32 protein-coding genes and 1 pseudogene are annotated in these 26,780 nt (G+C 56.4%); 17 read left to right on the top strand and 16 right to left on the bottom strand.

The annotated features are described in order from the left end of the window. Window positions 1-457: 457 nt before the first annotated feature. The 3 genes from AC30D9_RS23130 to AC30D9_RS23120 form a co-directional block, all read right to left on the bottom strand. Window positions 458-1,081, bottom strand: a complete 624-nt coding sequence (locus AC30D9_RS23130) for an SMI1/KNR4 family protein (protein WP_490144923.1) — start codon at window positions 1,079-1,081, stop codon at window positions 458-460. An 88-nt stretch (window positions 1,082-1,169) separates the two neighbouring features. Continuing rightward, the gene (locus tag AC30D9_RS23125; RefSeq protein ID WP_490144922.1) at window positions 1,170-1,982 is read right to left on the bottom strand and encodes a suppressor of fused domain protein; all 813 of its coding nucleotides are present in this window, start codon (window positions 1,980-1,982) and stop codon (window positions 1,170-1,172) included. Then, window positions 1,939-3,075 (bottom strand): sterol desaturase family protein, encoded by a 1,137-nt coding sequence (locus AC30D9_RS23120; RefSeq protein WP_490144921.1) that lies wholly within the window; start codon window positions 3,073-3,075, stop codon window positions 1,939-1,941. Before AC30D9_RS23120 ends, AC30D9_RS23125 begins: the two co-directional genes overlap by 44 nt. A gap of 114 nt (window positions 3,076-3,189) precedes the next feature. Here AC30D9_RS23120 and AC30D9_RS23115 point away from each other — a divergent pair, with 114 nt between their 5' ends. Next, entirely contained in the window at window positions 3,190-3,762 is a 573-nt protein-coding gene (locus tag AC30D9_RS23115) for a nucleotidyltransferase family protein (protein ID WP_134925215.1), read from the top strand. Window positions 3,763-3,768: 6 nt separating this feature from the next. Here AC30D9_RS23115 and dapF read toward each other — a convergent pair whose 3' ends face one another. Continuing rightward, on the bottom strand, window positions 3,769-4,572 hold the full coding sequence (gene dapF / locus AC30D9_RS23110) for a diaminopimelate epimerase (protein ID WP_134925216.1): 804 nt from the start codon (window positions 4,570-4,572) through the stop codon (window positions 3,769-3,771). Continuing rightward, a pseudogene (locus AC30D9_RS23105) lies at window positions 4,532-4,789 on the bottom strand (hypothetical protein); the annotation flags it as partial. The gene dapF and the pseudogene AC30D9_RS23105, both read right to left, overlap by 41 nt. A 219-nt stretch (window positions 4,790-5,008) precedes the next feature. On the opposite strand from AC30D9_RS23105, the gene AC30D9_RS23100 reads away from it, so the two are divergent. Continuing rightward, window positions 5,009-5,977, top strand: a complete 969-nt coding sequence (locus AC30D9_RS23100) for a DMT family transporter (RefSeq protein ID WP_490144944.1) — start codon at window positions 5,009-5,011, stop codon at window positions 5,975-5,977. 16 nt (window positions 5,978-5,993) lie between these two features. Here AC30D9_RS23100 and AC30D9_RS23095 read toward each other — a convergent pair whose 3' ends face one another. Both AC30D9_RS23095 and AC30D9_RS23090 read right to left on the bottom strand, forming a co-directional pair. Then, complete coding sequence (locus AC30D9_RS23095) at window positions 5,994-6,632, bottom strand: helix-turn-helix domain-containing protein (RefSeq protein WP_109754292.1); 639 nt, start codon at window positions 6,630-6,632, stop codon at window positions 5,994-5,996. Beyond that, window positions 6,629-6,961: a type II toxin-antitoxin system HigB family toxin gene (locus AC30D9_RS23090; RefSeq protein WP_307573866.1), complete on the bottom strand. Its 333-nt coding sequence runs from the start codon at window positions 6,959-6,961 to the stop codon at window positions 6,629-6,631. Before AC30D9_RS23090 ends, AC30D9_RS23095 begins: the two co-directional genes overlap by 4 nt. A gap of 155 nt (window positions 6,962-7,116) precedes the next feature. Here AC30D9_RS23090 and AC30D9_RS23085 point away from each other — a divergent pair, with 155 nt between their 5' ends. The 4 genes from AC30D9_RS23085 to AC30D9_RS23070 all read left to right on the top strand — a co-directional run bounded on the left by AC30D9_RS23085 (window position 7,117) and on the right by AC30D9_RS23070 (window position 9,053). Further along, window positions 7,117-7,467 carry a DUF7079 family protein gene (locus AC30D9_RS23085; RefSeq protein WP_307573867.1) on the top strand — a complete coding sequence of 117 codons (351 nt, stop codon included), beginning with the start codon at window positions 7,117-7,119 and terminating at the stop codon, window positions 7,465-7,467. Between the two features lie 249 nt (window positions 7,468-7,716). Then, on the top strand, window positions 7,717-8,025 hold the full coding sequence (locus AC30D9_RS23080; protein WP_373459237.1) for a DUF6388 family protein: 309 nt from the start codon (window positions 7,717-7,719) through the stop codon (window positions 8,023-8,025). Between the two features lie 107 nt (window positions 8,026-8,132). Next, window positions 8,133-8,651: a BRCT domain-containing protein gene (locus AC30D9_RS23075; protein ID WP_490144920.1), complete on the top strand. Its 519-nt coding sequence runs from the start codon at window positions 8,133-8,135 to the stop codon at window positions 8,649-8,651. Window positions 8,652-8,732: 81 nt separating this feature from the next. Then, on the top strand, window positions 8,733-9,053 hold the full coding sequence (locus AC30D9_RS23070) for a hypothetical protein (RefSeq protein WP_307573869.1): 321 nt from the start codon (window positions 8,733-8,735) through the stop codon (window positions 9,051-9,053). A 291-nt stretch (window positions 9,054-9,344) separates the two neighbouring features. Here AC30D9_RS23070 and AC30D9_RS23065 read toward each other — a convergent pair whose 3' ends face one another. The 6 genes from AC30D9_RS23065 to AC30D9_RS23040 all read right to left on the bottom strand — a co-directional run bounded on the left by AC30D9_RS23065 (window position 9,345) and on the right by AC30D9_RS23040 (window position 14,195). Continuing rightward, window positions 9,345-9,599, bottom strand: coding sequence for a type II toxin-antitoxin system Phd/YefM family antitoxin (locus AC30D9_RS23065; RefSeq protein ID WP_307573870.1), 255 nt, complete (start codon window positions 9,597-9,599; stop codon window positions 9,345-9,347). Between the two features lie 184 nt (window positions 9,600-9,783). Next, a complete protein-coding gene (locus tag AC30D9_RS23060) occupies window positions 9,784-10,125 on the bottom strand; it encodes a hypothetical protein (protein WP_307573872.1) in 342 nt (113 codons plus the stop codon). A gap of 138 nt (window positions 10,126-10,263) precedes the next feature. Continuing rightward, window positions 10,264-11,220: a 2-hydroxyacid dehydrogenase gene (locus tag AC30D9_RS23055; RefSeq protein ID WP_307573874.1), complete on the bottom strand. Its 957-nt coding sequence runs from the start codon at window positions 11,218-11,220 to the stop codon at window positions 10,264-10,266. A 31-nt stretch (window positions 11,221-11,251) separates the two neighbouring features. Next, complete coding sequence (locus AC30D9_RS23050) at window positions 11,252-12,010, bottom strand: SDR family oxidoreductase (RefSeq protein ID WP_249015390.1); 759 nt, start codon at window positions 12,008-12,010, stop codon at window positions 11,252-11,254. 41 nt (window positions 12,011-12,051) lie between these two features. After that, a complete protein-coding gene (locus AC30D9_RS23045; RefSeq protein WP_307573876.1) occupies window positions 12,052-12,744 on the bottom strand; it encodes a fumarylacetoacetate hydrolase family protein in 693 nt (230 codons plus the stop codon). A 101-nt stretch (window positions 12,745-12,845) separates the two neighbouring features. Further along, window positions 12,846-14,195, bottom strand: coding sequence for an MFS transporter (locus AC30D9_RS23040; RefSeq protein ID WP_176689335.1), 1,350 nt, complete (start codon window positions 14,193-14,195; stop codon window positions 12,846-12,848). 572 nt (window positions 14,196-14,767) lie between these two features. Between AC30D9_RS23040 and AC30D9_RS23035 the strand changes: the two genes are divergently transcribed. The 3 genes from AC30D9_RS23035 to AC30D9_RS23025 all read left to right on the top strand — a co-directional run bounded on the left by AC30D9_RS23035 (window position 14,768) and on the right by AC30D9_RS23025 (window position 17,241). Then, a complete protein-coding gene (locus AC30D9_RS23035; protein WP_116833128.1) occupies window positions 14,768-15,703 on the top strand; it encodes a helix-turn-helix transcriptional regulator in 936 nt (311 codons plus the stop codon). A gap of 75 nt (window positions 15,704-15,778) precedes the next feature. Continuing rightward, window positions 15,779-16,255, top strand: coding sequence for a GNAT family N-acetyltransferase (locus AC30D9_RS23030; RefSeq protein ID WP_490144919.1), 477 nt, complete (start codon window positions 15,779-15,781; stop codon window positions 16,253-16,255). A 170-nt stretch (window positions 16,256-16,425) separates the two neighbouring features. Continuing rightward, on the top strand, window positions 16,426-17,241 hold the full coding sequence (locus AC30D9_RS23025; RefSeq protein ID WP_176689641.1) for a DUF1206 domain-containing protein: 816 nt from the start codon (window positions 16,426-16,428) through the stop codon (window positions 17,239-17,241). A gap of 6 nt (window positions 17,242-17,247) precedes the next feature. Here the strand turns inward: AC30D9_RS23025 and AC30D9_RS23020 are convergent, their stop codons facing one another. Further along, window positions 17,248-17,751: a nuclear transport factor 2 family protein gene (locus AC30D9_RS23020; RefSeq protein WP_490144918.1), complete on the bottom strand. Its 504-nt coding sequence runs from the start codon at window positions 17,749-17,751 to the stop codon at window positions 17,248-17,250. Window positions 17,752-18,936: 1,185 nt separating this feature from the next. On the opposite strand from AC30D9_RS23020, the gene AC30D9_RS23015 reads away from it, so the two are divergent. From AC30D9_RS23015 to AC30D9_RS23005, 3 genes are all read left to right on the top strand, one after another. Next, complete coding sequence (locus AC30D9_RS23015; RefSeq protein WP_490144917.1) at window positions 18,937-19,368, top strand: hypothetical protein; 432 nt, start codon at window positions 18,937-18,939, stop codon at window positions 19,366-19,368. Window positions 19,369-19,467: 99 nt separating this feature from the next. After that, window positions 19,468-19,992 carry a hypothetical protein gene (locus tag AC30D9_RS23010; RefSeq protein WP_490144916.1) on the top strand — a complete coding sequence of 175 codons (525 nt, stop codon included), beginning with the start codon at window positions 19,468-19,470 and terminating at the stop codon, window positions 19,990-19,992. Next, on the top strand, window positions 19,985-20,386 hold the full coding sequence (locus AC30D9_RS23005) for a hypothetical protein (RefSeq protein ID WP_490144915.1): 402 nt from the start codon (window positions 19,985-19,987) through the stop codon (window positions 20,384-20,386). Before AC30D9_RS23010 ends, AC30D9_RS23005 begins: the two co-directional genes overlap by 8 nt. Window positions 20,387-20,501: 115 nt before the next feature. On the opposite strand, the gene AC30D9_RS23000 is transcribed toward AC30D9_RS23005, so the two are convergent. Both AC30D9_RS23000 and AC30D9_RS22995 read right to left on the bottom strand, forming a co-directional pair. Next, window positions 20,502-21,521, bottom strand: coding sequence for a phage portal protein (locus tag AC30D9_RS23000; RefSeq protein ID WP_490144914.1), 1,020 nt, complete (start codon window positions 21,519-21,521; stop codon window positions 20,502-20,504). Beyond that, window positions 21,518-23,275, bottom strand: a complete 1,758-nt coding sequence (locus AC30D9_RS22995) for a terminase ATPase subunit family protein (protein WP_490144913.1) — start codon at window positions 23,273-23,275, stop codon at window positions 21,518-21,520. The genes AC30D9_RS23000 and AC30D9_RS22995 overlap by 4 nt, the downstream gene beginning before the upstream one ends. Window positions 23,276-23,413: 138 nt before the next feature. On the opposite strand from AC30D9_RS22995, the gene AC30D9_RS22990 reads away from it, so the two are divergent. The 5 genes from AC30D9_RS22990 (at window position 23,414) to AC30D9_RS22970 (ending at window position 26,758) form a co-directional block, all read left to right on the top strand. Further along, window positions 23,414-24,244, top strand: a complete 831-nt coding sequence (locus tag AC30D9_RS22990; RefSeq protein WP_490144912.1) for a GPO family capsid scaffolding protein — start codon at window positions 23,414-23,416, stop codon at window positions 24,242-24,244. Window positions 24,245-24,263: 19 nt separating this feature from the next. Then, a complete protein-coding gene (locus AC30D9_RS22985; protein ID WP_490144911.1) occupies window positions 24,264-25,271 on the top strand; it encodes a phage major capsid protein, P2 family in 1,008 nt (335 codons plus the stop codon). A gap of 10 nt (window positions 25,272-25,281) precedes the next feature. Next, a complete protein-coding gene (locus tag AC30D9_RS22980; protein ID WP_490144910.1) occupies window positions 25,282-25,980 on the top strand; it encodes a phage terminase small subunit in 699 nt (232 codons plus the stop codon). A 104-nt stretch (window positions 25,981-26,084) separates the two neighbouring features. Beyond that, entirely contained in the window at window positions 26,085-26,546 is a 462-nt protein-coding gene (locus AC30D9_RS22975; protein WP_490144909.1) for a head completion/stabilization protein, read from the top strand. Further along, window positions 26,546-26,758 carry a tail protein X gene (locus tag AC30D9_RS22970; RefSeq protein ID WP_490144908.1) on the top strand — a complete coding sequence of 71 codons (213 nt, stop codon included), beginning with the start codon at window positions 26,546-26,548 and terminating at the stop codon, window positions 26,756-26,758. Before AC30D9_RS22975 ends, AC30D9_RS22970 begins: the two co-directional genes overlap by 1 nt. The last annotated feature ends 22 nt before the right edge of the window (window positions 26,759-26,780 follow it).

The following is a 26,780-nucleotide window of genomic DNA, read 5'->3' as shown; positions in this document are numbered from 1 at the left end:
ATCAAAGTGACTTTACACCTTCTTCGGATCAGCTTGATAGCGCCTGCTCAAGCTCCGTCGCCTACTGATCTCTGCCTGATGTCCTAGTGCGCTTGCGATCGGCTGCAGCTAAAGATTCGCCCCTGCCTACACTCCAAGCAACCGACCGCTTCTGGCCGATTTCTGCCGGTGCTGACCGGCTGCAATGGGTCGATTCTGTTGAAAAAGTCGGTATTCCTAAAACGCTCGAATATTGAGGGATGAAAACACCTCTGTTGCACGCTGCTACATGAAATCCGAGCCCTGAACCGTCTGCCCAAAATTCAGATTTCAATCTCAGGCGCGTACTTTTCTGCCGTGGAATTCGATGTCGACTTTTCAACAGAATCGGTCGATTGCAGCCCTTCAGGACAGGCATCGTCGCCCCAAAGGAACCTGTATACATCCATTACACAAGGACTCATTCACCGGCAAGACTTCAAATCCTCCGATCCAAAACCCTCGCATTCCACAATTCCCGATACCGTTCCCGCCACCCCGGACTCCCTTTATCCAACCACTCCAACGTCGCCTCAATACTCTCAGGGCTGATCATGAAGTGATTGATATGCTCCTCGATCCGCTCTTCCGATAGATGCAGCGAGTCCAGATAACCATTGAAAGAATCCGCCAGCACCACATATTCATCGCCCTGCTGACGGCGCCCAGTCCAGGCAGGTAAGCCCGCCACCATCGCTGCCACGTCTTGGCGCCCTTCCCGCAAATCCAGCAGCAGGATACTCGCACCGCCGTCGCGACCGATCGGCAACAATCCCGTTGCGGGGAAGCCTGGCTGCGCCCGCAGTTGCTCCAGTTCAAAGGGGTTGGATTCATGCTTTTCATCCGGATCCAGCCCGTACAGCGAAAAACTGAGCAACTCCTCGTCGCCATTGGCGAGCGTGGCCAGCACATCGTATTCCACGTAGGCGCCGTTGCAGGTCTTGAGGAACTGGCGATAGTCGTCCGGCAAGCGGGCGCCCAGGCTGGCTTCCAGTTGCGCGATGGCCTGGTCGGTGGCGCCTTCACGGGTGTCTTCGAGGATGAGTCCGCGGTAGTCAGTCATTGATGTCTCGAAAGGTATTGGGTGGGACGGGGTACCAAATCTAGCGACCGTTCACTTGGGCATTTTGTGGGGGCGACCCCATTCGGTATCACACCACGCTCGCCCGATGCAGGCTGCTCATGTGCCCTACCCCCGCCGCCTTCAAACGGCTCACCAGATCCTCCCGCGCCGCTCGCCCACCGGAACGGACGTATTCCAGCTCCGCCGCCGTGATCAAGACCACCGGTACCAATCTGACCGGGGACAAGGGCATGTCATCCAGTTGGGTCGGGAAATCCGGCGCGGGGGCGCCGAGCAGGACGCCGGTGGAGTCGTCATCGGTCACGAAGAGCTTGGGCAGTTGATCGCTCATGTGGTGCGATTGGCTAAACCCGGGAAGTTCTAGGGATAGCGCCCCGTACTGGTCGAGTTGGTGGGTGATGCCGCCAGCGTCGGCCACCGTCTTGGCGACGTGCTCCAGGAGCTCGAATGCCCAACTGCGCTTGAAAGGATCGACCTCACCCACGGGTCCGCGGGCGTGTTCGGGGATATCTGCGGTTTCGACGAACAATTCCATCTCGAAGCCGTTGCCCATTCCTTCAGTGTCATCAAATGGATCGGACAGGCCTTCGGTGGCGAGGATGATCGTGTCGCCACGGCGAACCACGCGGTAGGCCTGGCGGGTCGAAGGCCAGTATGGGCCGCCGGAAAAGCTCGGGCTGATCAGGTAGGAAAGGACATCCCGCTCGACCGTGCCGACAGAATTCCAATGACGATCCAGGCACGCTTCGCCGGCTTCCCGGACGGCCTGGTTGGCCGCTTCAGCCTCGGTCAGGTTGCTCTGTTCGTGGGATTGCGGCGCGTCTTGGGCTTGGGGTTCAGGACTTTTCGACGAACCGAGGAGCTTCTTGAAAAAATTCATGGGCGTTCCTTGCTGGATTTCGCTCGGCCTCGCTCGTCTCAGCACTTACTGACCCGATGGCTGGCGTGGGGGGCATTGTGGCGTGTCGGCCTGGATATGAAAACGCCGGCAGGTACTTGCGAGCAGTTTCGACGAAAGGCGTGACAATCAGGCTATACACCGTCAGGTAACGCTGGTGGTCCTGTTCTCCGGTGCCGAAACACAAGTGCTCGGGCTGGGAACGGGTGACATAAAGCGTGCCGAACATCCAGTCCCACAGCGACAGGTTGACACCGAAATTGCGGTTGAAATGACGAGGCGCATCGCTGTGGTGAATCTGGTGCTGGGCCGGACTGTTCAGCACATGTTCCAGCACCGGACCAAAGGACAGCCAGACATGGGTATGACGCAAATTCGCCGCCAGGCTATTGAAGATGAACACCAGGTACGTCACACCGAACAACGTGTAGCGACTGATTTCACCCCCACAGGCATACCAGAAACCACCGGCGAACAGGCCCAGGCAGGCGGTGATGCCGAGTTTCTCGACGATCTTCTCCACGAAATGCACCCGACTCGCCGTGGCCGGCACCAGTACGGGCGCCGAATGATGCACCTTGTGAAAAGCCCAGAGCCAGCGCGAATGAAACGCCCGGTGCACCCAGTAGTGGACGAAATCCTTCACCAGGAACACCCCCAGCCCATAGAACAACGCCAGCGAAAGGTTCTCCCCCAGACGCGGGCGCGCGCCCCAGAGGTTGTTGAAAAAAGCCGAATAGTCTCCAGAGCGCAGAATGTACGGGTCCACCAGATGAACAATGGGCAACACCAAGGCAATCTTGAGAATGGCCCGTACGAAGTAGTAGCGACAATCCAGCAACGCCGAACGATGCAAATACACCCGGCTGCCACCGATGAATTGCCAGAAAGAAGGAGCGTCGGTCAGGCGGTGGTGTTTCCTGAAACGAAACAGGCCATAGGCGACACCGTAGGAGGCGCAAAGAAACAGGACTCCGAACCGACCATTCAGTTTGAAAATGCCGAGGAACTGCTGGGTGACGGGCGCGATGACCCACGCATTCAGGTGTTGATAGACAAGGGAAAACGCATCCACGAAATGCCGGCCTCTGTCGAAGGAGCGGTATTGTAGATCAGTGTGGTTGGGGTGGGCTTGGGTTTTCAAATCTGTATTATCAGTCGCCTGAACCGGCGATTCCAAAGGATGAATATGACATTGACGGTCGAACGTTTGGTCAGGTTAGCCATGACCAATCCAATCAACAGGCAAATCACCGCGCGCTTACCTTCGCTGGGTTTGGATCAATGCATGCTCACCGCTGGCTGCCTGTTTCAAGCCGTCTGGAATCATCAGTCGCAGCAGCCACCCGCTTGGGGCGTGAAGGATTACGACGTTTTTTACTTCGACCCGGACCTGTCTTGGGAAGCCGAGAATGAAGTGATCAACGCCGCGCAGCGCCTCTTCCAGGACCTGGACGTCAACATCGAGGTCAAGAACCAGGCCCGTGTTCATCTTTGGTACGGTCAGCGGTTTGGCAAGCCTTATCCTCAGCTTCAGTCGGCCAAGGATGGCATTGATCGTTACTTGATTGCGGGTACGTGTATTGGATTGGATGTTGAAACGGGGGAGGTCTATGCACCCTACGGCCTGGACGATGTCGAGCAAGGGGTTCTTTGCATCAATCCAAAGAACCCCCAGCCCGATCTATTCGATGAGAAGGCGAAAAGTTATCAGGCTCGTTGGCCGTGGCTCAGGATCATGGAAACCAGAGGCGTTCGCTGATCGGACTCAACCTTGGTTCATCGTCCCCGAAAAACTCACCTCCACCGGCCCGACAAGAAAAACCGTCCCCACGCCATCCCACTGCACCGTCACACTTCCGCCATCACATTCAACTTCAACGGTGCTGTCCAACAAACCACGACGAATCCCGTTAACAACCGCCCCACACGAGCAAGAGCCTGAACCCAGTGCAATACCCGCCCCGCGCTCCCATATACGCAACCGAATATGCGTGCGATCGATGATCTGGACAAAATGAACGTTGGTCTTGAGTGGGAATAACGCGTTGGTTTCCATGGCTGGGCCGACCGTCGCGATATCAATGGTTGCCAGATCATCCACAAAGTAAGTGCAGTGGGGATTTCCCATGCTGCACGCGGCTGGACTGCCAGCAAGTGGCAACACAGTGGTGTCCAGTTCTTGCGCCAAGGGAATGTCCGACCAGCCAAAAAGCGGCACGCCCATGTCGACGCAAATGTCGCCGTTTGAAACGCGCTCGCAGGTGAGCAGGCCACGGTTGGTGCGCAGCACTACCGAAGAAACATTTGCCTGGCGCATGAGCAGGTCCGCAGCCCCCCGTGTCGCGCTGCCACAAACGTCCAGCGCAGAGCCATCCGCGTTCCAGAACATCACACGCGCATCGGCATCGTCGCAATCGAGCAGCACCGCCAGTTGATTGAAGCCTACGCCTCGGTGGCGATCCCCCATGCGCCGGGCCATGGCACTTGTCACCGGGTTGGCCGAATTTCGCGAGTCGACGATGGCGAAGTCATCGCCATTGGCATGCATCTTTTGAAAACTCAATTGCATGCAAACGCTCTGCTGGAGATGGAAATAGAATTACCGTCGGGATCTTTCGTATTGGCGAAAGAGTAACAAAATCCCCTTCCTGCGTTCCAATCATGCGCATCCCTTCGTGTTCCAAAATTCTACGCGAAGCATGGTTGCTCACCGCCTTGGGCTCTTGCATGACGGACCGCTCCAGCGTTTCAAACCAATAGGTATTGATCGCTTCACAACGTTTGCGTCCAGGGAAACCTCCCTCTTCGAAATGACTCGCCGGCACCAGAGCGGATGTCGAAAAAAACCAAGTTAAACACTTGATCACATCACCGCCTACACTGGATGCGCTCGGTCCCATTGAACAGCATAAGGACATCACCTTGCGACAACTTACCCCCAGCGACAAAAAAACCCGAGGTGTCCTCCATAAAGTCGATGTTCATTGGTGTATCGGGGAACCTGCCTGACAGTGAAGACGCACTCAAACCTCATCGCCGGATTGGCCCTCGCAGTCGTCGCGACGCTGAGTTGGGCGTTGAACTTCATTGCGCCCTACGTCACCGGCGCCTACACGATCTATGACTTGATGATCGTCCGGTTCCTGATCGCCGGCACGCTGGGCCTGGGTGTCGTGCTGCTCTATCGCGCCCAACTTCGGCTCCTGCGCCGCGATCAAGTGCTTCTGGCCGCCGGCCTGGGCGTGATCGGCTACCTTGGCTATAGCGCCTGCATCGCCGCCGGCATCATCTTCGGCGGGCCGGTGCTGACCCCGGCCTTCATTGGAATGGTGCCGGTCTTGCTGGCACTGCTGGGCAACGCCACGACCAAGACCCTCCAATGGCGAAAGCTGGCGATCCCACTGGTTTTCTTGACGGTTGGTTTGCTGCTGTCGAATCTCGGCGCCATCCACCAACCCGTTGCAAGCGATGGTTCGTGGCTGATGGGCTTGTTGTTTTCAATCGGTGCCGTGGTCTTGTGGCTCGCCTTCAGTTGGGTGAACCAGCGCGCCCTGCTAGAACTCCCACCCCAAGCGTCAGGGGCATGGACCGGCCTGATGATGGCTGGCGCCGGAGTCGGCACCTTGTGCTTGTTACCGGCGGTACAAGCGCTCGGCCTGCTCAAACTGCCGAGCCTGGGTTTTGGTGTTTCCGTTGCGGGGGATTTATATCTTTGGGGTTTGGTGATTGCGCTGATGTCATCCGTTGTCGGGGCCTGGGCCTGGAACGCCGCGTCCCGGCGTTTGCCCATGGTGCTTTCTGGACAATTGATCGCTTTGGAGTCGCTGTTCGCGACGCTACTTGGCTTGTGGTTTCATGGTCGGCTGCCGACACTTTTGGAGACATCAGGTCTTGTGGCTGTGCTTGTTGGGGTGATCATGGGGGTGCGGATCATCCTTGATTCCCGTGGATCGACAAGCGACCCTGCCCCTTGATCAGCAGACGATTGCCCTACTCCTTGTCTGGCTCTTTGACTGTCTTTCTGCGGGCCTTCGAAGCCATCACTTTGTATTCACCGGCGCCGGCCTCTTCCACTGAATGTGCAACCATGGAGTCACTGCGAAAACGGTCATACGTTGAGGTTTTCCTGACGGGAAGACGAACAGTTTCGATATGAGCCGCCTCTGCCGGGCCTGCGGTCAAGAAAGCACTCGGCTCCATCGCAAACCGCTCTGCCAGCGCGTACGCCATCTTGTGGCTGATAGGCCGATCGCCATTGAGGACCTTGGACACTGCCGTCTTATCGCCGATTTCGGGGAGGTCTGAACCCGTGAGCCCGTGCGTCTCCATCAGATCCTTGATCAATTGCACAGGCGTGCAGGTCGCCTCAAAAGCAGCATTCGATTCGCGAAACTGGTCGGAGTCGCGCTGGTAGGCCAGGATTTCATCCTCGAGTTCAACGAGAACTCTCTCCTCGGTCTTGCTCAGTTCGCGCCCGTCGGTGAGCTCATCGAGCAAATCGGTCGCACGCTCATAGTCGGCAGGGGTCTTGATGCCATGCACAAACTCACCGCGCAGGCGATCCAGTACGGCGTGTAGTTCGCCAAGCGTTGCGATCACGGTTTGAAAGTCGTTCCGGGCTGCGCTCATCGTCTTACCCCTTTGTTTCTTGCATACCAGACATTGGCAACGTCGTAATCGGCATGCGTGTAGATGTGTTTGACGTAGAACTTCTGCCGGGCGTAGTTGACTCCGCCTATCACCCTGAGGTTATTGCCACCTACGTCGATCACCACCCAATTCATTGCGGCTCTGGGCTTGAACAAGTCGACACCGTGCGTACCGAAAAGCTTTTGCAGGTCCGCGAACACCTTGGGGCGAGCCATCTTCAAAATGCGCAGGCAACGATCAAGCCCGGCCTTGTCGTTTGGGTACAAAATCGCAGCGTCGTCAAAACGTGATGGCGTGAGTATATCCATGGGCGTCCTTGTCTTTGAGCCGATGGTACTCTGGTTGTGTTTTTTCACAACTACGGTTTATTGGCGGCAACTGGACTCATACTGTGGCAAGCAGACGATTGGGCCTGCAGCATTGGGCCATACGGGTTATCACCTACACATCCCGAGACAAAAACATGAACCCTGTCGACCCGACCCGCCTGAAAATCTGGCAAGCCCTTTCATCTCTCTTCCTGGATACCGAGATCGACGAGTTGACCTACGATTACATCGCTCGCGTGGTCGTTGAAACCGATTATTCGCCAAAGGAAATCCACAGCATCCTGTGGAATGAAGTATTCCCGGTGCTCGAAGCCAACCTCAGGTCCGTTGCGGGTGAATGGGCGGGATGGACGGATGAGTGGCTGCTGGAGCACATCACCGTGCGTGATGGGCTTGAAGGCAAGAAAGGTAGCAGCAGTATCGCCGAAGAGATCGCCAGGTATTGGAGTTATGTCGCGATGCGGCTTCCACCCGGATACGCTTGATACAATTGCATTGCTCCTTCAAACCCTCTCTGGCTCGTAGCGGCAAAAGAATGGTGGTAAATTCCAGTGCATGCATTGAGAGTCAAATGTTGCCCAATCATAACGAATATCGGTCTAGGGCTACGCCTAGGCCGAGATTCAAGAGCTGTAGATCTCAATCCTGGAGCATGTATTTGGTGGGCGATTCACACTGATCCTGCTGACGCGACGAGAACCGTTGCTAACTAAACTCGCATAACGGCTTGGTTTATGACTACTAGAGATGAGATTCAGGAACACGCTCTCGGTTACATCCTTGAAACCTGTCCGAGACTCGTACGAGAAATCGAACAACTCAACGAAGATGTGTTTTTCCCTATGAGTCGGTTCCAATATCGACGCTTACGTCTTGAAGAGGCCCTCGAGGAAGAAGCTAAGCGGCATCGAATGCATGTTTGGGACTATCAGTTGAAATTGGCGGAGCAATCAGGCATAGACATTTCGGCTATTCGTGAAGAGGACCGGTGTGCTACGGCTGCGGCACTGGGACTCGATGATTTTACTGTAAAGAGTTCATAGAGCGCCGACGATAAGGTGCGGACTTGCAGTTTGAAGCAAAGGCGGGAAGGATTCTAGGCGGAATTCTGGTTTAGCCGGTAATGTGGCAATCACAAGGAGTGAGGTTAGTGACTATTATCAAGTTCAGCTACAAAGATGTGAAGGGTAATTTGAGTGTGCGAGAACTGATCCAGTGGTCAGAGAATTCACTCTACATTCAGGGGCGATCCACTAGCGATTCATTCCCAAAAACCTTCCGAAAGGATCGAATTGTCGAGATGTTGTCGGGCTCGGAGCTTTTACTGAACAATGCCGCTCCTCCCGCTCCAAGGCCTCCGGCAAAACCAAAGCCGTCTGCTTTAGCAGCGCTGGAGGCCACCTCCAGCTGCCCGTGCCCCAAGTCGCCGCCCGGCGGGATAAATCAAATCCTTTTCACTGGTTTTGCTGCTGCGCACCGGGCCGAGCTCGAGCAAATGGCGCAGGATTTTGGATTAAGAGTGATGAGTACTCCAGGCAAGACTTTGACGTTTCTTTGCTATGGCGATAACGCCGGTCCAACCAAGGTTGCAAAGGCACAAGCGGCTGGTGCTTTCATCTTTGATGCGCAACAATTCCTGAACTTGATAACTACGGGAGAGATGCCCTAGAGGTATCCGGTGCAGAGCAAGTCTAATGGTTTGCCTTAGCAGCAGAATATAAAACCACCAGAAGCAAAGGACCTGTCATCTATGTTAATTGGATTGATGATTGTTGCTGGCTTGTTTTTCCTGATTGTGCTTGGAACGTCTCAAAAATTTGGACACTCGGGAACAGTAGGCGTTTTCTTTGGGGTGATTGCCGTCCCCGCATTCGTATCCCTGATTTGGCGCTCTGCGTATGTTTTTAGCTGGTGGACGCTGGCGATTTTTATTGGTCTGTCGTTCGCCGTTGGCCTGATGGCAAAGGCTGCAAGAAACTCCGAAGAAGGTATTAAAACAATGGTTCTGACCCAGCCGCTGTCCGGTTTTATCGGTACTGCGTGCGCGGTTGGGTGCTGGTTTATTAAATGATGAGGCTGAAATTTATTTGTTTCACTGTCTCGTAAAACGGACGGCAAAACAATTGGGCACAAGGACGTGCCGCGTGTAGCATTCGAATGGAAGGTAGCCCTTAGCGGGGTTGAACCTGCCTATCTAGGTGAGCTTTATCTCCGAGTTTTAGAAAAAATTCAAAATCCGTTGGCCGTTGTTATGAATGCCCACTCGAAGGTTGCCCTGCCGTTCCTTTTAACTCTTTCAAGATCCGCAGACAAATAGCGCCGTCCAGTCTCCTCAGTTCCTCAGGATCCTCCGATAACGTAATCAATGCCCATATGCTATATCAACCTCAGCCTCGTCAATGAGCTTGTCAAGAGAGATTCTAACAGACGTCTCGTTGGCCTCGAGCCGCTCCCTTACCACTAGTGCGAGCTCCAGTTCATCCAAGCGCTCAACCATCGCGTCGTAGAGACTTGCCGGGACCATGTAGCCCACGACACGGTCGTGGTTCAACACAGCCACTGGTGCGCCGTTAGTGCCGCTCAGGACGGATGACGGATTCTTTTTGAATTCGGACATGCTGACAGCCGCATTCGTCAAAGCGATTGTCACGGAGGCGGCCTCTTTCTAATAGGTTTCATTTTTTGTTTGGCCGCGCGAGTAAGATACCACCGCAGCACCTGAGACCTTTTGTTATGCAGTAGGCAGCTACGGGTATTGTTCGCCCCCTAGCACCCCATGCTAGTGCGCTACCTGATAACGCTCAGAACATACTCGGGCATTTGTAGAAATTGACTGCTGAGCTGTCTAGGCGAGAGCCGAGGACATAGAGGGTCTGGATCTGGTTCTTCTGGGCGATGAAGCCTTCGCAGGAATACCCACATGTCACATTTGCCGTAAAGCAAATGTTTTGCATGCTGAACTTGTAAAGGTCGTGTGGCCAAGTTAGGCAGTCATATTTTCCGCCGACCGGGCAGTGAACCTGCTCCAACCCTCCAGACGCCACAATCGTGGATCCTACCAAACGATCAATTTCTCCGTATCCCCAAGCTGCCTGACTAAGTCCAGCAAAGATCAGCGGCAACATCCAGCGCCGTGTGGTCATTATCCTTCCATGATTCAAGTGGTAGGGTGCGGACTTTATCAACCTACGGTTTCTAGCTCAATGCAGTAAATTCATCGACTTGGCCGCAAGGACCAAGTCGCATGCGTCAAGAAATCACAGCCGCCCTGAAGTCCCTCCTCACCCCGTCACACACCCCTGCGGCACCTTCCCAGCAAAACTATCCACCAGACTCGCCACCACCATTTCCCCCATCCGCGTGCGGGTCTGCAACGTCGCACTCGCCCGGTGCGGTTGCAGCACCACCTGCTCATTGCCGAACAATGCCTCGGGCACATGCGGCTCATCGACAAACACATCCAGCGCCGCGCCGGCAATGTCACCAGAAGTCAGCGCCGCCACCAGATCAGCCTCGTTGACCAGTTTGCCCCGAGCCACGTTGATCAGGTACCCACCCTTGCCCAAGGCGCGCAGCACCTCGGCATCGATGATGGCTTCGGCCTTGTCGGCGGCGGCCGCGAGGATCAGGGCGTCGCTGTCGCGGGCCAGTTGCTTGAGGTCGACGACGAAGGTGTGGTTTACATCGCTCATCGATTGCAGGTCGGTGTAGCTGATCGGGCAACCAAACGCGGCGGCGCGGGTTGCCACGGCGCGACCGACCCGCCCCATGCCGACAATGCCGATGCGCATGCCGGATACTTGGCGGGCCAATGGCAGTGGGGCCAATGGCGTCGGGCTCTGGGGCCATTGGCCGGAGCGCACGTAGCGATCACTGGTGCAGAGGCCGCGGCACACGGCAATCAATAAGCCGATGGCCAGGTCGGCAACGTCTTCGGTCAGCGCGCCAATGGTGGCGGTCACGCGGATTCCGCGATCCCTGGCGTAGGCCAGGTCAACGGCATCGGTACCGACGCCGTTGACCGCCACCACTTCCAGCTTGGGCAGTTGTGCCATGAGCGCCTGGCTGATGCCGGTGTGCCCGCCAGTGATCACGCCACGAATATTGGCACCGTGCTCTTGTAGATAGGCTTGTTTGTCGGCCTGTTCGAAATAGCGCCGTATCGTGAACAGCTCGCTGAGCCGGGCGTTGATTTCAGGGATCAGGATCGGGCTGAGCTGTAGGACTTCTGGCTTCATAAAAACCTCGTGCAGCGAATAAAAAACCGGCTCAACCGCGACCGGCAAACGGCATGGCCGTGGCCATGACTGTCATGTTCAAAACGTTGGCCGACAACGGCAGGCCGGCGATGTAGCGCACCGCGTCGGCCACGTGCTTGACGTCCACCATCGGCTCCACAGCGATGGTGCCGTTGGCCTGGCGTACGCCTTTGGTCATGCGCACCGACATTTCGGTGAGGGCGTTGCCGATGTCGATCTGGCTGCAGGCAATGTTGTATTCACGCCCGTCCAGGGCCAGGGATTTGGTCAGCCCCAGCACTGCGTGTTTACTGGCGGTGTAGGCACTGCTGAATGGCCGCGGAGTGTGGGCCGAGATCGAACCGTTGTTGATGATGCGTCCGCCCTGGGGTTGTTGCCGGCGCATCAGGCCGAAGGCGCCACGGGCGCAGAGGAAGACACCGTTGAGGTTGGTGTCGATCACGTTTCGCCACTGCTCGAACGTCAGCTCATCCAGCGGCACGGCGGGCGCGTTGACCCCGGCGTTGTTGAACACTACGTCGAGGCGTCCATAGACCTCGGCGATGGTTGCAAACAACCCATCGACACTGGCCGGATCCCGCACATCGGTGGGCACCGCCAAGGCTTCGCGGCCCTGGCTGGCCGCCAATTCGGCCAATGCTTGCAACGGCTCAGGACGGCGGCCGGCCAATACCAGCGTGTAGCCGTCTTCCATCAGGCCCAGGGCCACCGCACGGCCAATCCCGCTGCCGGCACCGGTCACCAAGGCCACTTTCAATATGTTGGACATGTAGGCTCTCCCCTCTCGAAATCAGTAAGACAAACGCGGACTCAAGGTCGCGGACCAACGCGCATTTCCAGTTGACCGATGCCGTCGATGCCGGCGCTGATGACATCGCCCGGCTGTAGCACATCGACGCCGGCCGGGCTGCCGGTCATGATCAGGTCGCCGGCCCGCAGCGCCACCGACTGGGAGATGCGGGCGATGACTTCACTGACCGACCAGATCTGACTATCGAGGCTGTCGCGCTGGCGCTCTTCGCCGTTCACGTTCAGCCACAACTCACCCTCGGGGTACCCCGCCCGCGAGGCCGGCACGATGGCGGTCATTGGCGCAGCGCCGTCGAACACCTTGGCACCTTCCCACGGCAAACCGTTGCGCTTGGCCATGCGCTGGACGTCACGCCGAGTCAGATCCAGGCCGGCGGCATAACCCCAGACATAGGCCAGCGCCTGGCTTTCCGGGATATGGACGCCGCCCTCGCCGATGGCCACGACCAGTTCGATTTCGTGGACAAACTCCTCGGTCACCGATGGAAACGCCACTTCGCCGACCGCCTCCACCACGCTGCTGGCAGGTTTCATGAAAAACACCGGTGGCACCCGGGACTCACCCTGGGTATCAGGCCAAGGGTAGTTGCGACCGACGCAAAAGACCCGGCCGACGGGAAAACGCTGTTGGGTGCCGACAACCGGCAAGGTCACTGGCAGGTCCGGGGTAAAGACATACTCGAGCATGTTCATCCTGATAAAAGTCCTGTTGGAAGCGTCAGCGTACGGCGGCAATCCGTGGCGAAGTTGGAGGAATGCCGCCTCGTGTTGGAGAAAAACGGTTTTTTCCGGGTTCAGCGCGCCTTGAGCTCAATGCGATACAAGCGGCCGAGCAGCAACGAATAGGACAAGGTGCCGACCAGCGCCACACCGCCGATGAACCAGAAGGCCAAGGCAAATGAACCGGTCTTGTGGACGATTGCGCCAATCACGATGGGGGTGACGATGCCGCCGATGTTGGCCGCCAGGCTGGTGATCCCGCCGGTCAGTCCGATCAGTTCCTTGGGCGCCACTTCCGACACCGCCGCCCACGAGGACGAAGCGATGCCCTGGGCAAAGAAGGCAATTGTCAGCACGGCGATGCAGATCACGTTGGAATCGGTGAAATTCACCAGCACGATGGACATACCCAGCATCGAGCCGACCACCAGCGGCAACTTGCGGGCAAAAGACAGCGAATAGCCGCGACGGATCAGCAGGTCGGAGACGATCCCGGCGAGCAGGATGCCCACCGTCGCGCCCACGAACGGCAGCACGGCGAAGATCCCGGCCTTGATCATGGTCAGTTGACGCTCTTCGATCAGGTACGTGGGGAACCAGGTGAGAAAGAAGTACAGCGCCGACGTGCTGGCGAACTTACCGATGCAAATCGCCCAGACCTGCCGATAGCTGAACAGCTCGGCGATCTGCCGCCAGTTGAACCGCGTGCGCTCTTGACTGCTCTTGACCAGCCCGCCCCCGGCTTCGATGTACTTGAGTTCTTCCTGGCTGACTTTCTTGCAGTTCAACGGGTCGCGATACAGGAACAGCCAGGCCACACCGAAAACGATGCCGAGTGCGCCGGTGCTATAGAACACATGTCGCCAGTCGTAGGTGGTCGCCAACCAAAGCAGCGCGCCGGTAAACAGCGCCGTGCCCAGGTACTGGCCGCAGACGTAAATGCTGCTGGCCAGGCCCCGCTCACGCGCCGGGAACCACACCGTGACCGCACGGCTGTTGGCCGGGAACGCCGGCGCTTCCATCGCGCCGACCGCCAGGCGCAGGCCGAACAGCGAAGCGAACCCCGTGGCCAAGCCTTGGCACACGGTAACGGTGGACCAACTGATCAGCGACACCCCGTAGGTGAAGCGAGAACCAAAGCGATCGGCGATGAACCCGGCGGGCACCAGCGCAATGGCGTAGGTCCAGGCAAATGCAGAAAAAATCAGGCCCATTTCGATCTTGTCCAGGCCCAGGTCCTTGGCGAGGAATGGTGCGGCAATCGAGATGTTTACCCGGTCGATGTAGTTGATGATCGTTGCGATCAGCAGCAACGACAGCATGAACCAACGCCGACGCGATGGCAGCCGCTGCGGCACTATGGCGTCCCGGGCGCCGGCAATCACCGGCGCGGCGGTGGCCTGGGAGGTGTGGGAATTCGACATGAAAAACCTCGTTATTGTTAGAAGAGTCGAAATGTCTACGAGCAGCCGAAGCCATTGCCCTCGATGCCGGGGCAAAACAATCGCTACTGGAATGAGAGGCGTGGACAGCCGATGTCAGATGTTCGAAAACGCTCTGCAACAGGATCTGTCGAGGGAGGTGCCGGGAGGATCAGCGAGGAATCGAAATAGCTTCATGATGTGCGCACCTTTGGATTTGTTTTTGGATAAGGTCGGGTTGCGTGGCCTCAACAGTGGTCGTACAACCATCCAAAATCAACCAAGGCGTTAGATCATTTTTCCCCGTAAAAACAGCGTCGGAGGAACCTGTCCAAAAAAATCAAATCTGCTGTTTTTTTCATCCTCTTTTTAAATTAAATCTAACCCTATGTTTTTAAAGAAAAAACTATAGATCCAGTGGCTTATCGTTTTTGGACAGCCGCCCTTCTCCTTCAAGACTGCGAAAATTCACTCACAGCGCCTCATCATCGTATAAGTTCTTGAAAGTCGGCCAGATGCACCGTCACAATCCGCTTCATAGTCGTCGCCATGCACCTGTAGAGGATTCCCAGGAGATGTCAACACCGAGCCGAGTCCCTACCTACGTCATGCAGCAACGCAGCGAATTGACGGACTTTTACATCCGCGACAAAAAGGGCCGGCGCGCCGAAACCAGCCCCCATCGCCACGAGTACTTCCAGATCCAGATCAACCTCGGCGGCGACACCGTGCAGCACATTGGTAACGTCGAGCGCCCGTTTCCACGCAACACCCTGGCCTTCATCCTGCCCCACCGCGTGCATGTGATCCCGCACCCGGCCGAGAGCAATTTCATGGTGATCAATTTTTCCCAGACCTTTCTTCTGCCGCATTTGCAGTGCGACCCAATGGACCTGGAAGAAGTCTCGATTCTGCTGGCGCCCGAACTTTCGCCGTTCCGCTTCCAGGAACACCTGGACTTCATTCTGGGCGATGAGGACTTCGCCAAAGTCTGCGCCCTGATCGAACAGATGCGAGTACTTGACGAGAACCGCCAGTTCGGCACCCGCGAGATGCTCAAGGGCTTGCTGCTGCAATTGATCGGCAGCGTCTGCGCCTTGTACGCCGAGCCGCTCAAGCGCTTGGCCGAAGAGAACGCCGCCGAAGTCAGCCGACGCGACGCCCTGGGCCGGATGTCCGAATACCTGCGCAAGAACATCGCCGACCCCGACCTCAACCTGATCAAGGTGGCAGCGGCGACGTACTTGTCCCCCACGTACCTGACTCACTGGCTGCGCAAGGAAATCGGCAAGACCTTCACCGAGCTGGTACTTGAACGTCGAATGCACGCGGCGCGCAATTACCTGCTCAACGGCACGCGCCCGGTGGGTGAAGTGGCGAGGTTGTGCGGGTTTGCCGACGAAGCTTACTTCTCCCGGCGCTTTCGCCAGATACATGGCCAGCCGCCGGGGCAGTTCAGGCGCCAGCAACTGAATCCGGACAGTCCGCAGTTGCCGTTGAACAATGGCTAGCTGCATTCCACGCCATGAACCGGCATCGTCAGGTTATCTATACGGGCTTCCCGGACGAAAAACAGAGCGTGAATAATGCCCCACAAACCCAATCAAAACTCTCCCGTCATTTTGGTCCCTGCTCAACAAAGCGACGCGGACGCTCTGGTGAGTGTTCGAATCGAGGCCATGCGCGAAAGTCTGGAGCGTGTGGGGCGATTTGATCCAATACGCGCACGCGAGCGGTTCCTTAGTGGTTTCGAACCTCGCAACACGCGCCACATAGAGGTGTCGGGAGAGAGGGTTGGATTCGTTGTGGTCAAGCATCACAACAATGAGCTTTTGCTTGACCACTTGTATGTGAAACTAGATGCGCAAGGGTCAGGAACAGGCTCTGCTGTCCTCGACCATATTTTCAAGGAAGCGGATGCGGCCGCGCTCCCGATAAGGGTTGGCGCCCTTAAAGAAAGCGCTTCGAATCGCTTTTATATCCGCCACGGTTTCCAATTCGTCGAAAGCAGTGAGTTCGACAATTATTATGTTCGGCAGAGCGTTAGTGAAACCTCTGGGTGAGTGGCGTTTGAGTTCAGAAAAGACTAGCCATTTCCGGTTTTTATTCCTGGATCAAGCGTCGCTTTTGGGTTGCGCTGTGTGGAAAAGCGAACGGCTCCATGGAAATGCCAATAGAACCCCGCACAACGCCATAGGTCTGCTCCTGTATGACCTATCCGGAATTCAAGCCTATGTCCCCCCACCAAAGCCTGGTTTTACTTGCGCGCGGCGGTTATGCCGCTCGAGGCGTTATTTACCTGATCATCGGCATCTTCGCCTTGCTGGCGGCGCAAGACTCGAGCAAATCGAAAGATAGCCACAGCAGTCTGGAAGTATTGTTAAGCCAGCCATTCGGCCATGCTTTAGTCGGCCTGGTGGTGATGGGTCTACTTGCCTTCGCCGGATGGCGGGTGTTGCAGGCAACCCGTGATGTCGATCATCACGGTAAAGAACCCAAAGGCTTGGTGATTCGGGCAGGCTTGTTGGCGGGAGGTTTGATCAACGGCGCATTGGCATTTTTTGCGTTGGGTTTGCTGATCAGCGGCCTCAAAAGCTCAGGCGGCTCAGGCGGCGATCAAACCCAGGACCTACTGGCGCGCCTGTTGTCCTGGGATCACTCGAATGTGCTGATTTACCTCATTGCACTGATACCGCTTGGCGTCGGCATTGCTCACATCATCAAGGGCTGGAAGGCGTCGTTCGAGAAGTACTTCGAAGCTGACGAGGACGTCATGCGGTATGTGCGCCCGGTGTCGCGCTTCGGTCTAATCGCCCGTGGCGTCGTCTTCATTGAAATCGCCGTGCTGCTCATCATCAGTGGCTCGACTTATAAAGCCATGGACCCACCCGGCATGAAAGACGCCCTCGATGCACTGCAAAACCTGCCGGCCGGTGGCGTGGTTTTAATGGTCATGGCGTTGGGGCTGATCGCGTTTTCGGTCTACAGCTTTTCCGAAGCGGCCTGGCGCAAGATAAACATGGATGTGCCTGGAATGTCGGGAACATAGTGTTATTTATTGCCGAACAGGTTTTACACGACGCAAAAGATCGTCCAGTACGTAGGTATCCAGAAAGGCGGTTACTTCAGTGACCCGGCCATCCTTGAAAGTCATGTGCCAGAGGTAAGTGTTGTTGTAGGGCTTTTGATCAAGGGCCGTGGCCTTGCCGTTCCATAGAACGACCACGACATCGTCCTCGGCAATGATGCTTTGGACGGTGGGAGAGATAGGGCTGGCCAGCCGAGCGCTGATCGGCTTAACGGCCCGCTCCATTAAATCGGTCTTGCTGTTATATACAACAGACACGGGGCTTGATCCGGCAACAGTCCATACAGCGTCAGGCGCCAGCAGATCGAACACAGTGCCTTTGCCTTGTTGCCAGTTCGTGAAGGCTTGGCGCACCTGATGTGCATTGGCGTCTTGTGTCATTGTTTCCGACGCGTTAACTGCGCTGATTGAAAATAACAAACACAGTGCGGCAGCCTGAAGGCGCATCGCCGAACTCATCCATATAGTCATGATCTTCTCTCACGCCCGTTGATAGGAGTCTCTTCAAGAGAACCTTAACGGCTTGCGCCCAGAAGTCCGTGCTCAATACTGCTGCGGGGTTGCCTGATACTGTTTGGCGGTGCTCCAACCATTGCAGGCATAACGACCATTGACTTGGGATGGCGCTTCATCAAGAAAAACACCTCGTGGTCCCATATTGTTCCCATATCGCCCTTTTTCAGACACCAAAAACCACAAACCCCCGACTTTCTCTAGGAAAATCAGGGGTTTGTGTTTGCAGAATGTGGCGGTGAAGGAGAGATTCGAAAGCACCCGATTGCGATTTTCAGCGAATCAGGCCCCGGTTTATAGGGGTTTCAGGCCGATAGTTAGTGCGCAAGCGTTCCCATGGCAGTCCCATGGAATCTGTGGGGCAACAGGAAGCGAGCTGGCGTATAGGGCTTTATGCGTTTTTCGGGAACGGCGTCGAAAATGAGTAATTTTAGTAACTCGATCCTCTGGTCTGCCTGAGTGTCTTGATTTCACTGGCTTGTAAGGGATTAGTTCAAGGTCATTTTTTAAGTAATGTAGAAGTAGATAATTACCTTTTAAGGAAGTATTTTTTCTTTTTTTCATATCTTATAAATCAATTACTTACGACCATACTACCTTTTTCCTTACTCAAAATTACGTTCCAAGGTAATCCAGCAAAGCCAATGAATCCGGGGATTTTGGCGGTGTGACAGTTTCGGAATTACCACCTTACCTTTTTTCCACTGCGCTTCTGAAAATCGGCGTTGGATGGTTACTCGTACCTGGGGCGACAAGCCACGTCTGGGGAACACACCGTGCGCCCTCTACCCTTCGCAGGGATTCGCAGGCTTTTTGCGTTCCACGATCATCACGGCAACCCACGGCCTTAGCCGCGCTCAGCCATGTGCAGAACTGCGGTAAAAAAGACCCATTTAGACCGGAGGCGTGGTGGGGGGATGACGACGCGCGCCTAGTGAGAACAAGTCTCACCGGAGCAGTTTGGAATGGGCCAAATTTTTCATCAGGTCATCCTGCCTTGATCACTTTGGCCAAAGGGATGAGCGCCTAACCTGCACGGGGATAGGATTTGTGATGAAATCAATGACGTCAGAACAGAGCTGAAACTGCCGCCTCAAAGTGATAGCCTTTCGCCCACACGGTAACGACCACAAGGATTAAGCAATGGAATTGTATGACGATATACACGAGGCAGTGAGCGACTTTGCTGGCTATCAAAGGAGGTTTGCAAAGATCCGTGAAGGCTTCGAAGAATTTTTTGCCAATCTCAACCCAGATAGACTGCAAATCGCGGGTATGTCAGTGAAATTAGACGCGTTGGCAGGAACCTGCGAAATCAACGCTTTTCAGAGAAAATTTGTCGCGACACTCTCCCCACTCATTATCGGTAAAGAGCTCATTGGGCATGTCGAGTTTGGTGAAATCATTGGTCCGAAGAGAGTTGAAATAGAGCGTTTTCTTATTAATTCAAAATTCGTGATGACATTGGCGCGAGAGCCGCTAATCCCAACCAGTGATTTCAGTAGTCGTCAAAGCCTATACATCCTCAACCTCGTCCTTCAAGGGCTTAGCAAGCCTGTCATCTTGGCCGGTTAATACAAGCACGTACTTAGCCCTTTGATGACTACCTCAGATCGCGCCGTTGTTCGTGGCGCCAACTTCGAAGGATTCTTGCCAAGGATTTGAGCATACAAAATGAAAGATTCGATATTAAGTGGTTTTTTTAGCTTGTCAGGCCTTTCAGTGGGAATAGGAACCATTGGATTTCTTTCCGGCATAGTTACAATGTTCGTAAATGTCAACGACCTAGTCAGCGTCAAATGGCTCCTTTTCACTTTAGCAACTTCCGGCACAATTATCCTCACACTCATAAAAATAACATACGACTTATCCAACGAAAAGACACCACCCGCACCTTATGAATCCCCAATAAAATTCATACCGGAAGAAAAAACCTTTATAATCCGAAGAAATGAAAACTTCATCAACAACATCGTTCTCGGATGCTACGCACAAATTGACGAAATCGATAGATTGGCGTATTTGGCAGTGGTACACCTCATACAAGAAAAAATAATTCAAGTTAAGATAATTGTAGATTTAAATATTTTTGAACAAATACCAACCACTCAAGAAGACCTAAAAAAAATAGTTATTCGTCCGGTTGTGCCTTTCACGGCAATTAACCAACTAAATTCGCTGGAGAATGAAAATGTCTAGTCGTTACTTCTCAAGAGTAGCCTCAATCCCTGACGCTTACACCGTAGTGATCGCAAAAGGTTCCGAAAATGGGGTTGAGATAGGGGATGTTTTTTTAGTTGTTGGGTTGGGCGATGTAATTGTGGATCCGGATTCCGGCGAACAACTTGAGCAGCTTGAAATAGTACGAGGGAGAGCAAAAGCCACGCATGTGCAACCGAGAGTATCGACTTTAGTTTCTTGCGAACATATCAAAACCAATGATACGCGAGAGATCAAAAAGGTTACTACCTCTTCTCCGATGATCGGAATTTTTGGCCCGCAAGACACGGTAACTGAGTCCATCAAACCCGGAACAAATGTTCTTAAAGAGCTTCATAACGCGCAGGTCGGAGATTTTGTAATAAAGGCATAGCTCATGAATGTGCAACCATTGTCTAACTCTGAAAAGCCGCCTTAGCGGCGGCTTTTCAACAGCACCAACATCTATTGAAGCTGCAACCAAAGACTTCTTATTGAGCAAGCAAATATCAAATATCGCTACCATAAGCTTTGAATTTAACAATGTCTTCACCTAACCAGTCATTTAACTGTGTCATTCGGGCCTGAATCGGTTCCAACTCATTCGTCGCATAAATCTGCGCAGCCTCGCTGATCGACCCAAACCCACCCGCATTCTGCGGCACAATCCCTATCAACTGCGGCGGAATTCGCAGACTCGCCAGCACATCATCACGGGTCTGATTCTTGATCGAATTGAATTCATCCTTCGCCGCCACCTCACTGACCGGAATCAACTGAATCCCGTCCTTCTTCCCCGTCGGCGAATACACAAACAAATTCCGAAAATTCCCCGGCCCCTTGGACTCCTTCAGTGCTTTACGCAAAGCGTCGATATCCGCCTCCGTCTGCGCTGCGTCGGTCATATACAGAATGAAACCGGCATGACTCCCGTTCTCGTAATACTTGCGCCGGAACAGCGTCGCCGACTCGTTGAGAAGCGCCGACTGCAACGCACTGATCCACTCCGGCAGCCCATAAATCTCCTGGTGCAAATCCGCCTCGCGCAGATGAAAAATGCTCCCCGGCTCAAACGCGTGCTCATTCTTCCAGCCCTGCACCTGGTAGAACTGCCCCTCCGGCCCAACCCGCATGTACTTCGCCAACGACGGCACCAGTTGCCTGGTGCTGCCCAGCACCGAACGGCGCTTTTCCAGATACCCATTGCCCAGGCACAGAAAGTCCAGGGCGAACTGTTCAAAAGCCGCCCGGGACAGCATCGGATGCGGGATAAAGGTCTTGCTCAACAGGTTCCGCTTGAACATCAACCCCGAATGCAAATGCACGCTCGCCCCCACCGACCGGGCCAACCCGTTAAGCGACAACGGCGGCTCATACCACCGCCCGTTAAACCAGCACTCCAGGTAGTCGAACACCTCCCGACCACCTAGCACCGGCGTCGGGTCACCGAAGCTGAACACCTGAATACCCGCACTCGCGGCGTCGAGGTTGGCCGGCAGTAGCTCTTGGCTGGCAAGTTCTTCGGTCATGTAAAAATCTCCATACGCCCGGTATTGGCAGCGGTCTGCCCTTCGAGCGGTTCGTTGTGCAATGCGTGGAAGAGCGCCCAGGCCAGGTCGGCATGGCCGGTGTTGTCGTTGCGGCCGGCGGTGTAGGTGAACTGCCGTCCGCCCGCGGTGATGGTTTTGCGAATCGCCATGAGCGACTGGGCCATGTCGGTCCAGCCGGCATCGAACTCCAGCCGGCCCTTGTGGATCACGTCGTAGGCCTTCAGTACCAAGCGGGTTTTCACCTCGGGCGAGTAGCTGAAGGTGGTCACCGCCGGGAAGAACTGGCGCACCAGCTGGGCCACGCCACTGCCCAGGCCGGTGACGTCGATGCCGATATAGGTCACCCAGTAGCGGTCGCACACGCCCTTGATGGCGGCGGCCTGGGCGGCGAAGTCCATGCCGCGAAATTGATGGCGCTCGAGCACGCGGAACTTGCCACCCGGCACCAGGGGCGGCGCGACCACCACCAGGCCGGAACAATCGCCCGTCTCGGCCGGGTCATAGCCGACCCATACCTGACGGTCGCCGAACGGGCGCATGGCGAAAGGTTTGTAGTCCTCGGCCCACTCCACCCAGCTATCGACCATGCAGGACTGCAACACCGACAGCGGGAAGATGCTCGCGCCGTCATCAACGAACTCGCACATCAGCAGGTTGGCGAAGGCCTCGGGGCTGTACTCCCGGCGCAACTCTTCGATGTCGAACAGATCGCACCCGCCCCGCTCGGCGTCGAGAATGGTGACGATCTGTCGCCACAGCCGGTCCTCACAGAATCGGCCCTGCTGTAGCGCTCCGTGGGTCACGTCGACTTTAGTGTGCTGCGCGGCGGGTTTGCCCTTGTTGAAACGCTCACCGGTCCAAAAGGTGTATGCCTCGTGGGCCATGCTCGACGGCGTGGAGAAATAGGTTTTTCGCCACTTCTTGTGCATCGCCATGCCCGAGGCGACCTTGTTCAACTCCTCGAACTTGAACGTCCAGAAGAATTCGTCGAAGTAGAAATTGCCGTGATAGCCCTGGGCAGTGCGGGCGTTGGTCCCAAGGAAAAATAGCTCGGCGCCGTTGGACAGCACAATCGGGTCACCGGTCAGCTCGACGCCGATGATTTCCCGGGCGAAGGCCTGGATGTAGCCACGAAACAGGTAGGCCTGGTTCTTCGAAGCCGACAGGAAAATCTGGTTGCGACCGGTGTCCAGGGCGTCGATGAACGCCTCGCGAGCGAAGTAGTACGTGGCGCCAATCTGGCGGCTTTTGAGGATGACGCGAGTGCGCTGGTTACCCGCCCGGTACCAGTCTTTTTGGTAGTCGAAACAGCCGTCGATGAACGCCTCGCGCAGCAGCTCGATCTGGTCTTCGCTGATGTCGTTCTTCGGTGACTTTTTCTTCGGCCCCTCGTTGCGCTTGGCGAGGTTCGGGTTGAGGTCGGTTTCGGTACCACCGCCCTGGTAACGCTGAATGCGGGCCTGGCGCTCAAGCTGCCGGTGTAGCAGATCAATCTCTTTGAAATCGCCACCGCTCTTGTTGTCCTTGAGGATCAACTGCACCAAGCGCGCCTCAAGGGCGCCGCCGATGCGTTCAACGTTGTCGGCCCGGTCCCACTTGTCGCGGGCCTTCCAGCTGTGTAGCGTTTTCTCCTTCTCACCCGTCGCCTCGGCGATCTCACAGACGCGCCAGCCCATCCAGTACAAAAACTTGGATTGGCGTCGGGGATCGATGGGCAGCAAGGCGGTCGTCATGCCCAGATGCTGCCGCCCACCGCGGCGACTCAATAGCGCCGCCCCTTGTACCCTCCCCGCCTACAGCCCCGCCTCGTTGCCGCCGCTCGCGCCCATGCCGACCATGCCCCTCATTGCAACGCACTGAGAATCCCCGGCATGAAGAAATACCGCAGCAACTGGTTCCGCGTCGCCATCGAAGGCGCCACGTCGGACAAGCGCACCATCAAACGCAGCTGGCTGGAACAGGCCGCCAAAAACTTCAACCCGTCCACCTACGGCGCCCGCATTTGGCTGGAGCATTTCCGCAGCCTACTACCCGACAGCCCTTTCAAGGCCTACGGCGACGTACTGGCGGTGAAAGCCGAAGAGGTGGACGTCAACGGCCAAAAGAAATTGGCGTTGTTCGCAAAGGTCGAACCCACCAGCGACCTGATCGCCATGAACAAGGCCAAGCAGAAGATCTACACCTCCATCGAGATCGACGAGAGCTTTGCCGACACGGGCGAGGCCTACATCGTCGGCCTAGCCGTGACCGACTCCCCCGCCAGCCTGGGCACCGACGTCCTGGCGTTCTCAGCACAGAAGCCCGAATCCAGCCCGTTCCAGGACCGTCACTATTCCGCGACCTCCATGTTCACCGAGGCAGTCGAGACCGAGCTGGAACTTGAGGAATTCGAAGAGAAGCCAAGCATCAGCGCTCAGCTCTTCAACAAGGTTCAAATCCTCTTGACCGGCAAACAGACCAAGGATGACAGCGAGTTCGCCCAGATCGGTGAAGCAGTCCAAGCCATCGCTGAACACGTCAAGGACTTACCCGATCAACTGGCCGCCGAGAGGCAATTCTCGAAGGGGCTGCAAACCCGACTCGATCAAGTCAGCACCGAACTGACCGAGCTGAAAAACCAGCTCTCCACCACCCAGGATCCCACCCAGAAAACGCGCCCGCAGGTATCCGGCGGCGGTAACCAGGTCATGACCGACTGCTGACTCATCAAGGACGATCAACATGCGTAACGACACCCGAGTACTGTTCAACGCCTACCTGCAGCAATTGGCGCAGTTGCATGGGGTGGCTGACGTCACCACCAAATTCACCGCAGACCCGAGCGTTGCTCAGACGCTGGAAACCCGTATCCAGGAGTCCAGCGCCTTTCTCAGCGCCATCAACATTTACGGCGTATCGGAACAGTCGGGGGAGAAGATCGGGATCAGCATCGACGGCACCATCGCCAGCACCACCGACACCACCGTCAAAGACCGCGAACCGCGCGATCCAAGCGGCCTGGATGACCGCGGGTACAGCTGCACCCAAACCAACTTCGACACCGGCATTCGCTACCAGAAGCTGGACCAGTGGGCCAAGTTCAAAGACTTCCAAGCGCGCATTCGCGACGCCATCATCAAGGCCCAGGCCCTCAACCGGATCATGATCGGTTGGAACGGCATCAGCCGTGCTGCGACATCCAATCCAAGCATCAACAAGCTGCTGCAAGACGTGAACATCGGCTGGCTGCAAAAGATGCGCGAGGAAAACCCCGCCCGGGTCATGACCGAAGTGAAAGACGGCAGTGGCAAAATCGAAATCGGCGCCAACAAAGACTTCGCAAACATCGACGCCCTGGTCGTCAGCATGGTCAACGAGTTCATCGAACCCTGGTATCAGGAAGACACCGAGCTGGTGGTGATTTGTGGCCGCCAACTGCTGGCCGACAAATACTTCCCCATCATCAACACCGTGCAGGCACCAACTGAAATGTTGGCCGCCGACATCGTTACCAGTCAAAAGCGCCTCGGCAATCTGCCGGCCGTGCGCGTGCCGCACTTCCCGGCCAGCGGCCTGATGGTCACCCGCCTCGACAACCTGTCGCTGTACTGGCAGGAAGGCACTCGCCGCCGCACCGTCATAGACAACGCCAAACGCGACCGCATCGAAAACTTCGAGTCGGTCAACGAAAGCTATGTCATCGAAGACCTGGGCTGTGCCGCCCTCGCCGAAAACATCATCCTGAACTGAGGCGGCCACCATGACCAACCCCTGCCGCCGCCACTTTGAACGCGTCACCGCCGCTGTCGAAGCGGCGGCCACAGACCCAACCCAGACCATGGCCGGCGCCACGGCCTACGAGCACCAGCTCAACCAACTGCTGCAAGACCGCCTGCGCCTGAAACAGGTCCAGTCCAATCAGGGCAAGGCCGAACTCAAACGCCAGCTACTGCCGAGTTACGAATCCTACGTGCAAGGTGTGCTGGAGGGTGGCAAGGGCGCTCAGGACGAAGTGATGACCACCGTCATGGTCTGGCGCTTCGATGCCGGCGACTTCTCCGGTGGGCTCGACATCGCGACCTACGTGCTGAAGTACAAGATGGTCATGCCGGACCGCTTCGCCCGCACCTTGGGTTGCCTGGTCGCTGAAGAAGTCGCCACAGCGGCCTTCAAGGCTCAGAAAATCGGCGAACCGTTCGACCTAGCAATCCTGCATCGCACCGCTGAACTCACCGACGCCGAAGACATGCCCGACCAGGCCCGCGCCAAGCTGTTTCTCGCCATGGGCCGCGCCACGCTGGAAGGCATCACCGAAGAGGCCCCAGGCCAACCCGGCCAACTTCAAGCCGGTGTGGATCTGCTGAAAAAAGCCATCGCCCTGCACGATGCCTGTGGTGGCAAGAAAGATCTGGAGCGGGCCGAACGCCTGCTCAACAAACGCGCCGGCCCTGCCGGCTAACCGAGCGTCCCCACGCACCCCGCCGGCTCGGGGCGGATCGGCCAGGCCGCTCCACCTGAACGTGAAGCTCCGACCACCGGCGACCTATTTTTGAGTGCTGTTCCATGAGCGGATTTATAGCCGGCGGCACCGTCGCCAGCGGCCTCATCAATACCGATGCCTTCTGGCCCCCAATCGATCTGGACCAGTTGCGCGCCACGCTGCGGATCGACGCGAGCGTCACCGCGCCACGCCTGGAAACCGCCGCGGTGGCTGCCGCCATCAGCGTCAACCGCGAGCTCGGCGAATGGCGCGCCACCCAACAAACGGCCGGCCATACGAAACTTGCCGACATGCCCGGCGAGCGCATCAACGGCGTACTGGTCCTGGTACACCTCTACCGCCGCGCCATCGAGGCTGCGACCGGGGCCGAAGTTTGCGAGCGCTACCGCTCCTATGACTCCACCAACAGCGGCCACCAGAACGCAGAAGAACTCACCCCGAACATCGACGACTACCGCCGCGACTTGCGTTGGGCGGTGCGTGATTTCCTCGGCGTCAATCGCACCACCGTAGAGCTGATCTGATGACCGTCACCGTCCACACCCACCAAAACGACACCGTCGATGCCCTTTGCTGGCGTCACTATGGCCGTACAGCAGGTGTGACCGAGGCGGTACTTGAAGCCAACCCGGGCCTGGCCGACTACGGGCCGATTCTGCCCCAAGGCCTGGCCGTGCAAATGCCCGAAGCCCAGACGGCCGCACCACAGCGGCAGATGGTGAATCTATGGGACTGATGCCCTCTACAAGACCTGAATC

This window comes from Pseudomonas sp. DF11 (genome assembly GCF_058148565.1).
The sequence above is the reverse complement of the archived record's forward strand: the minus strand, read 5'-3'. Positions and strand labels throughout refer to the sequence as shown.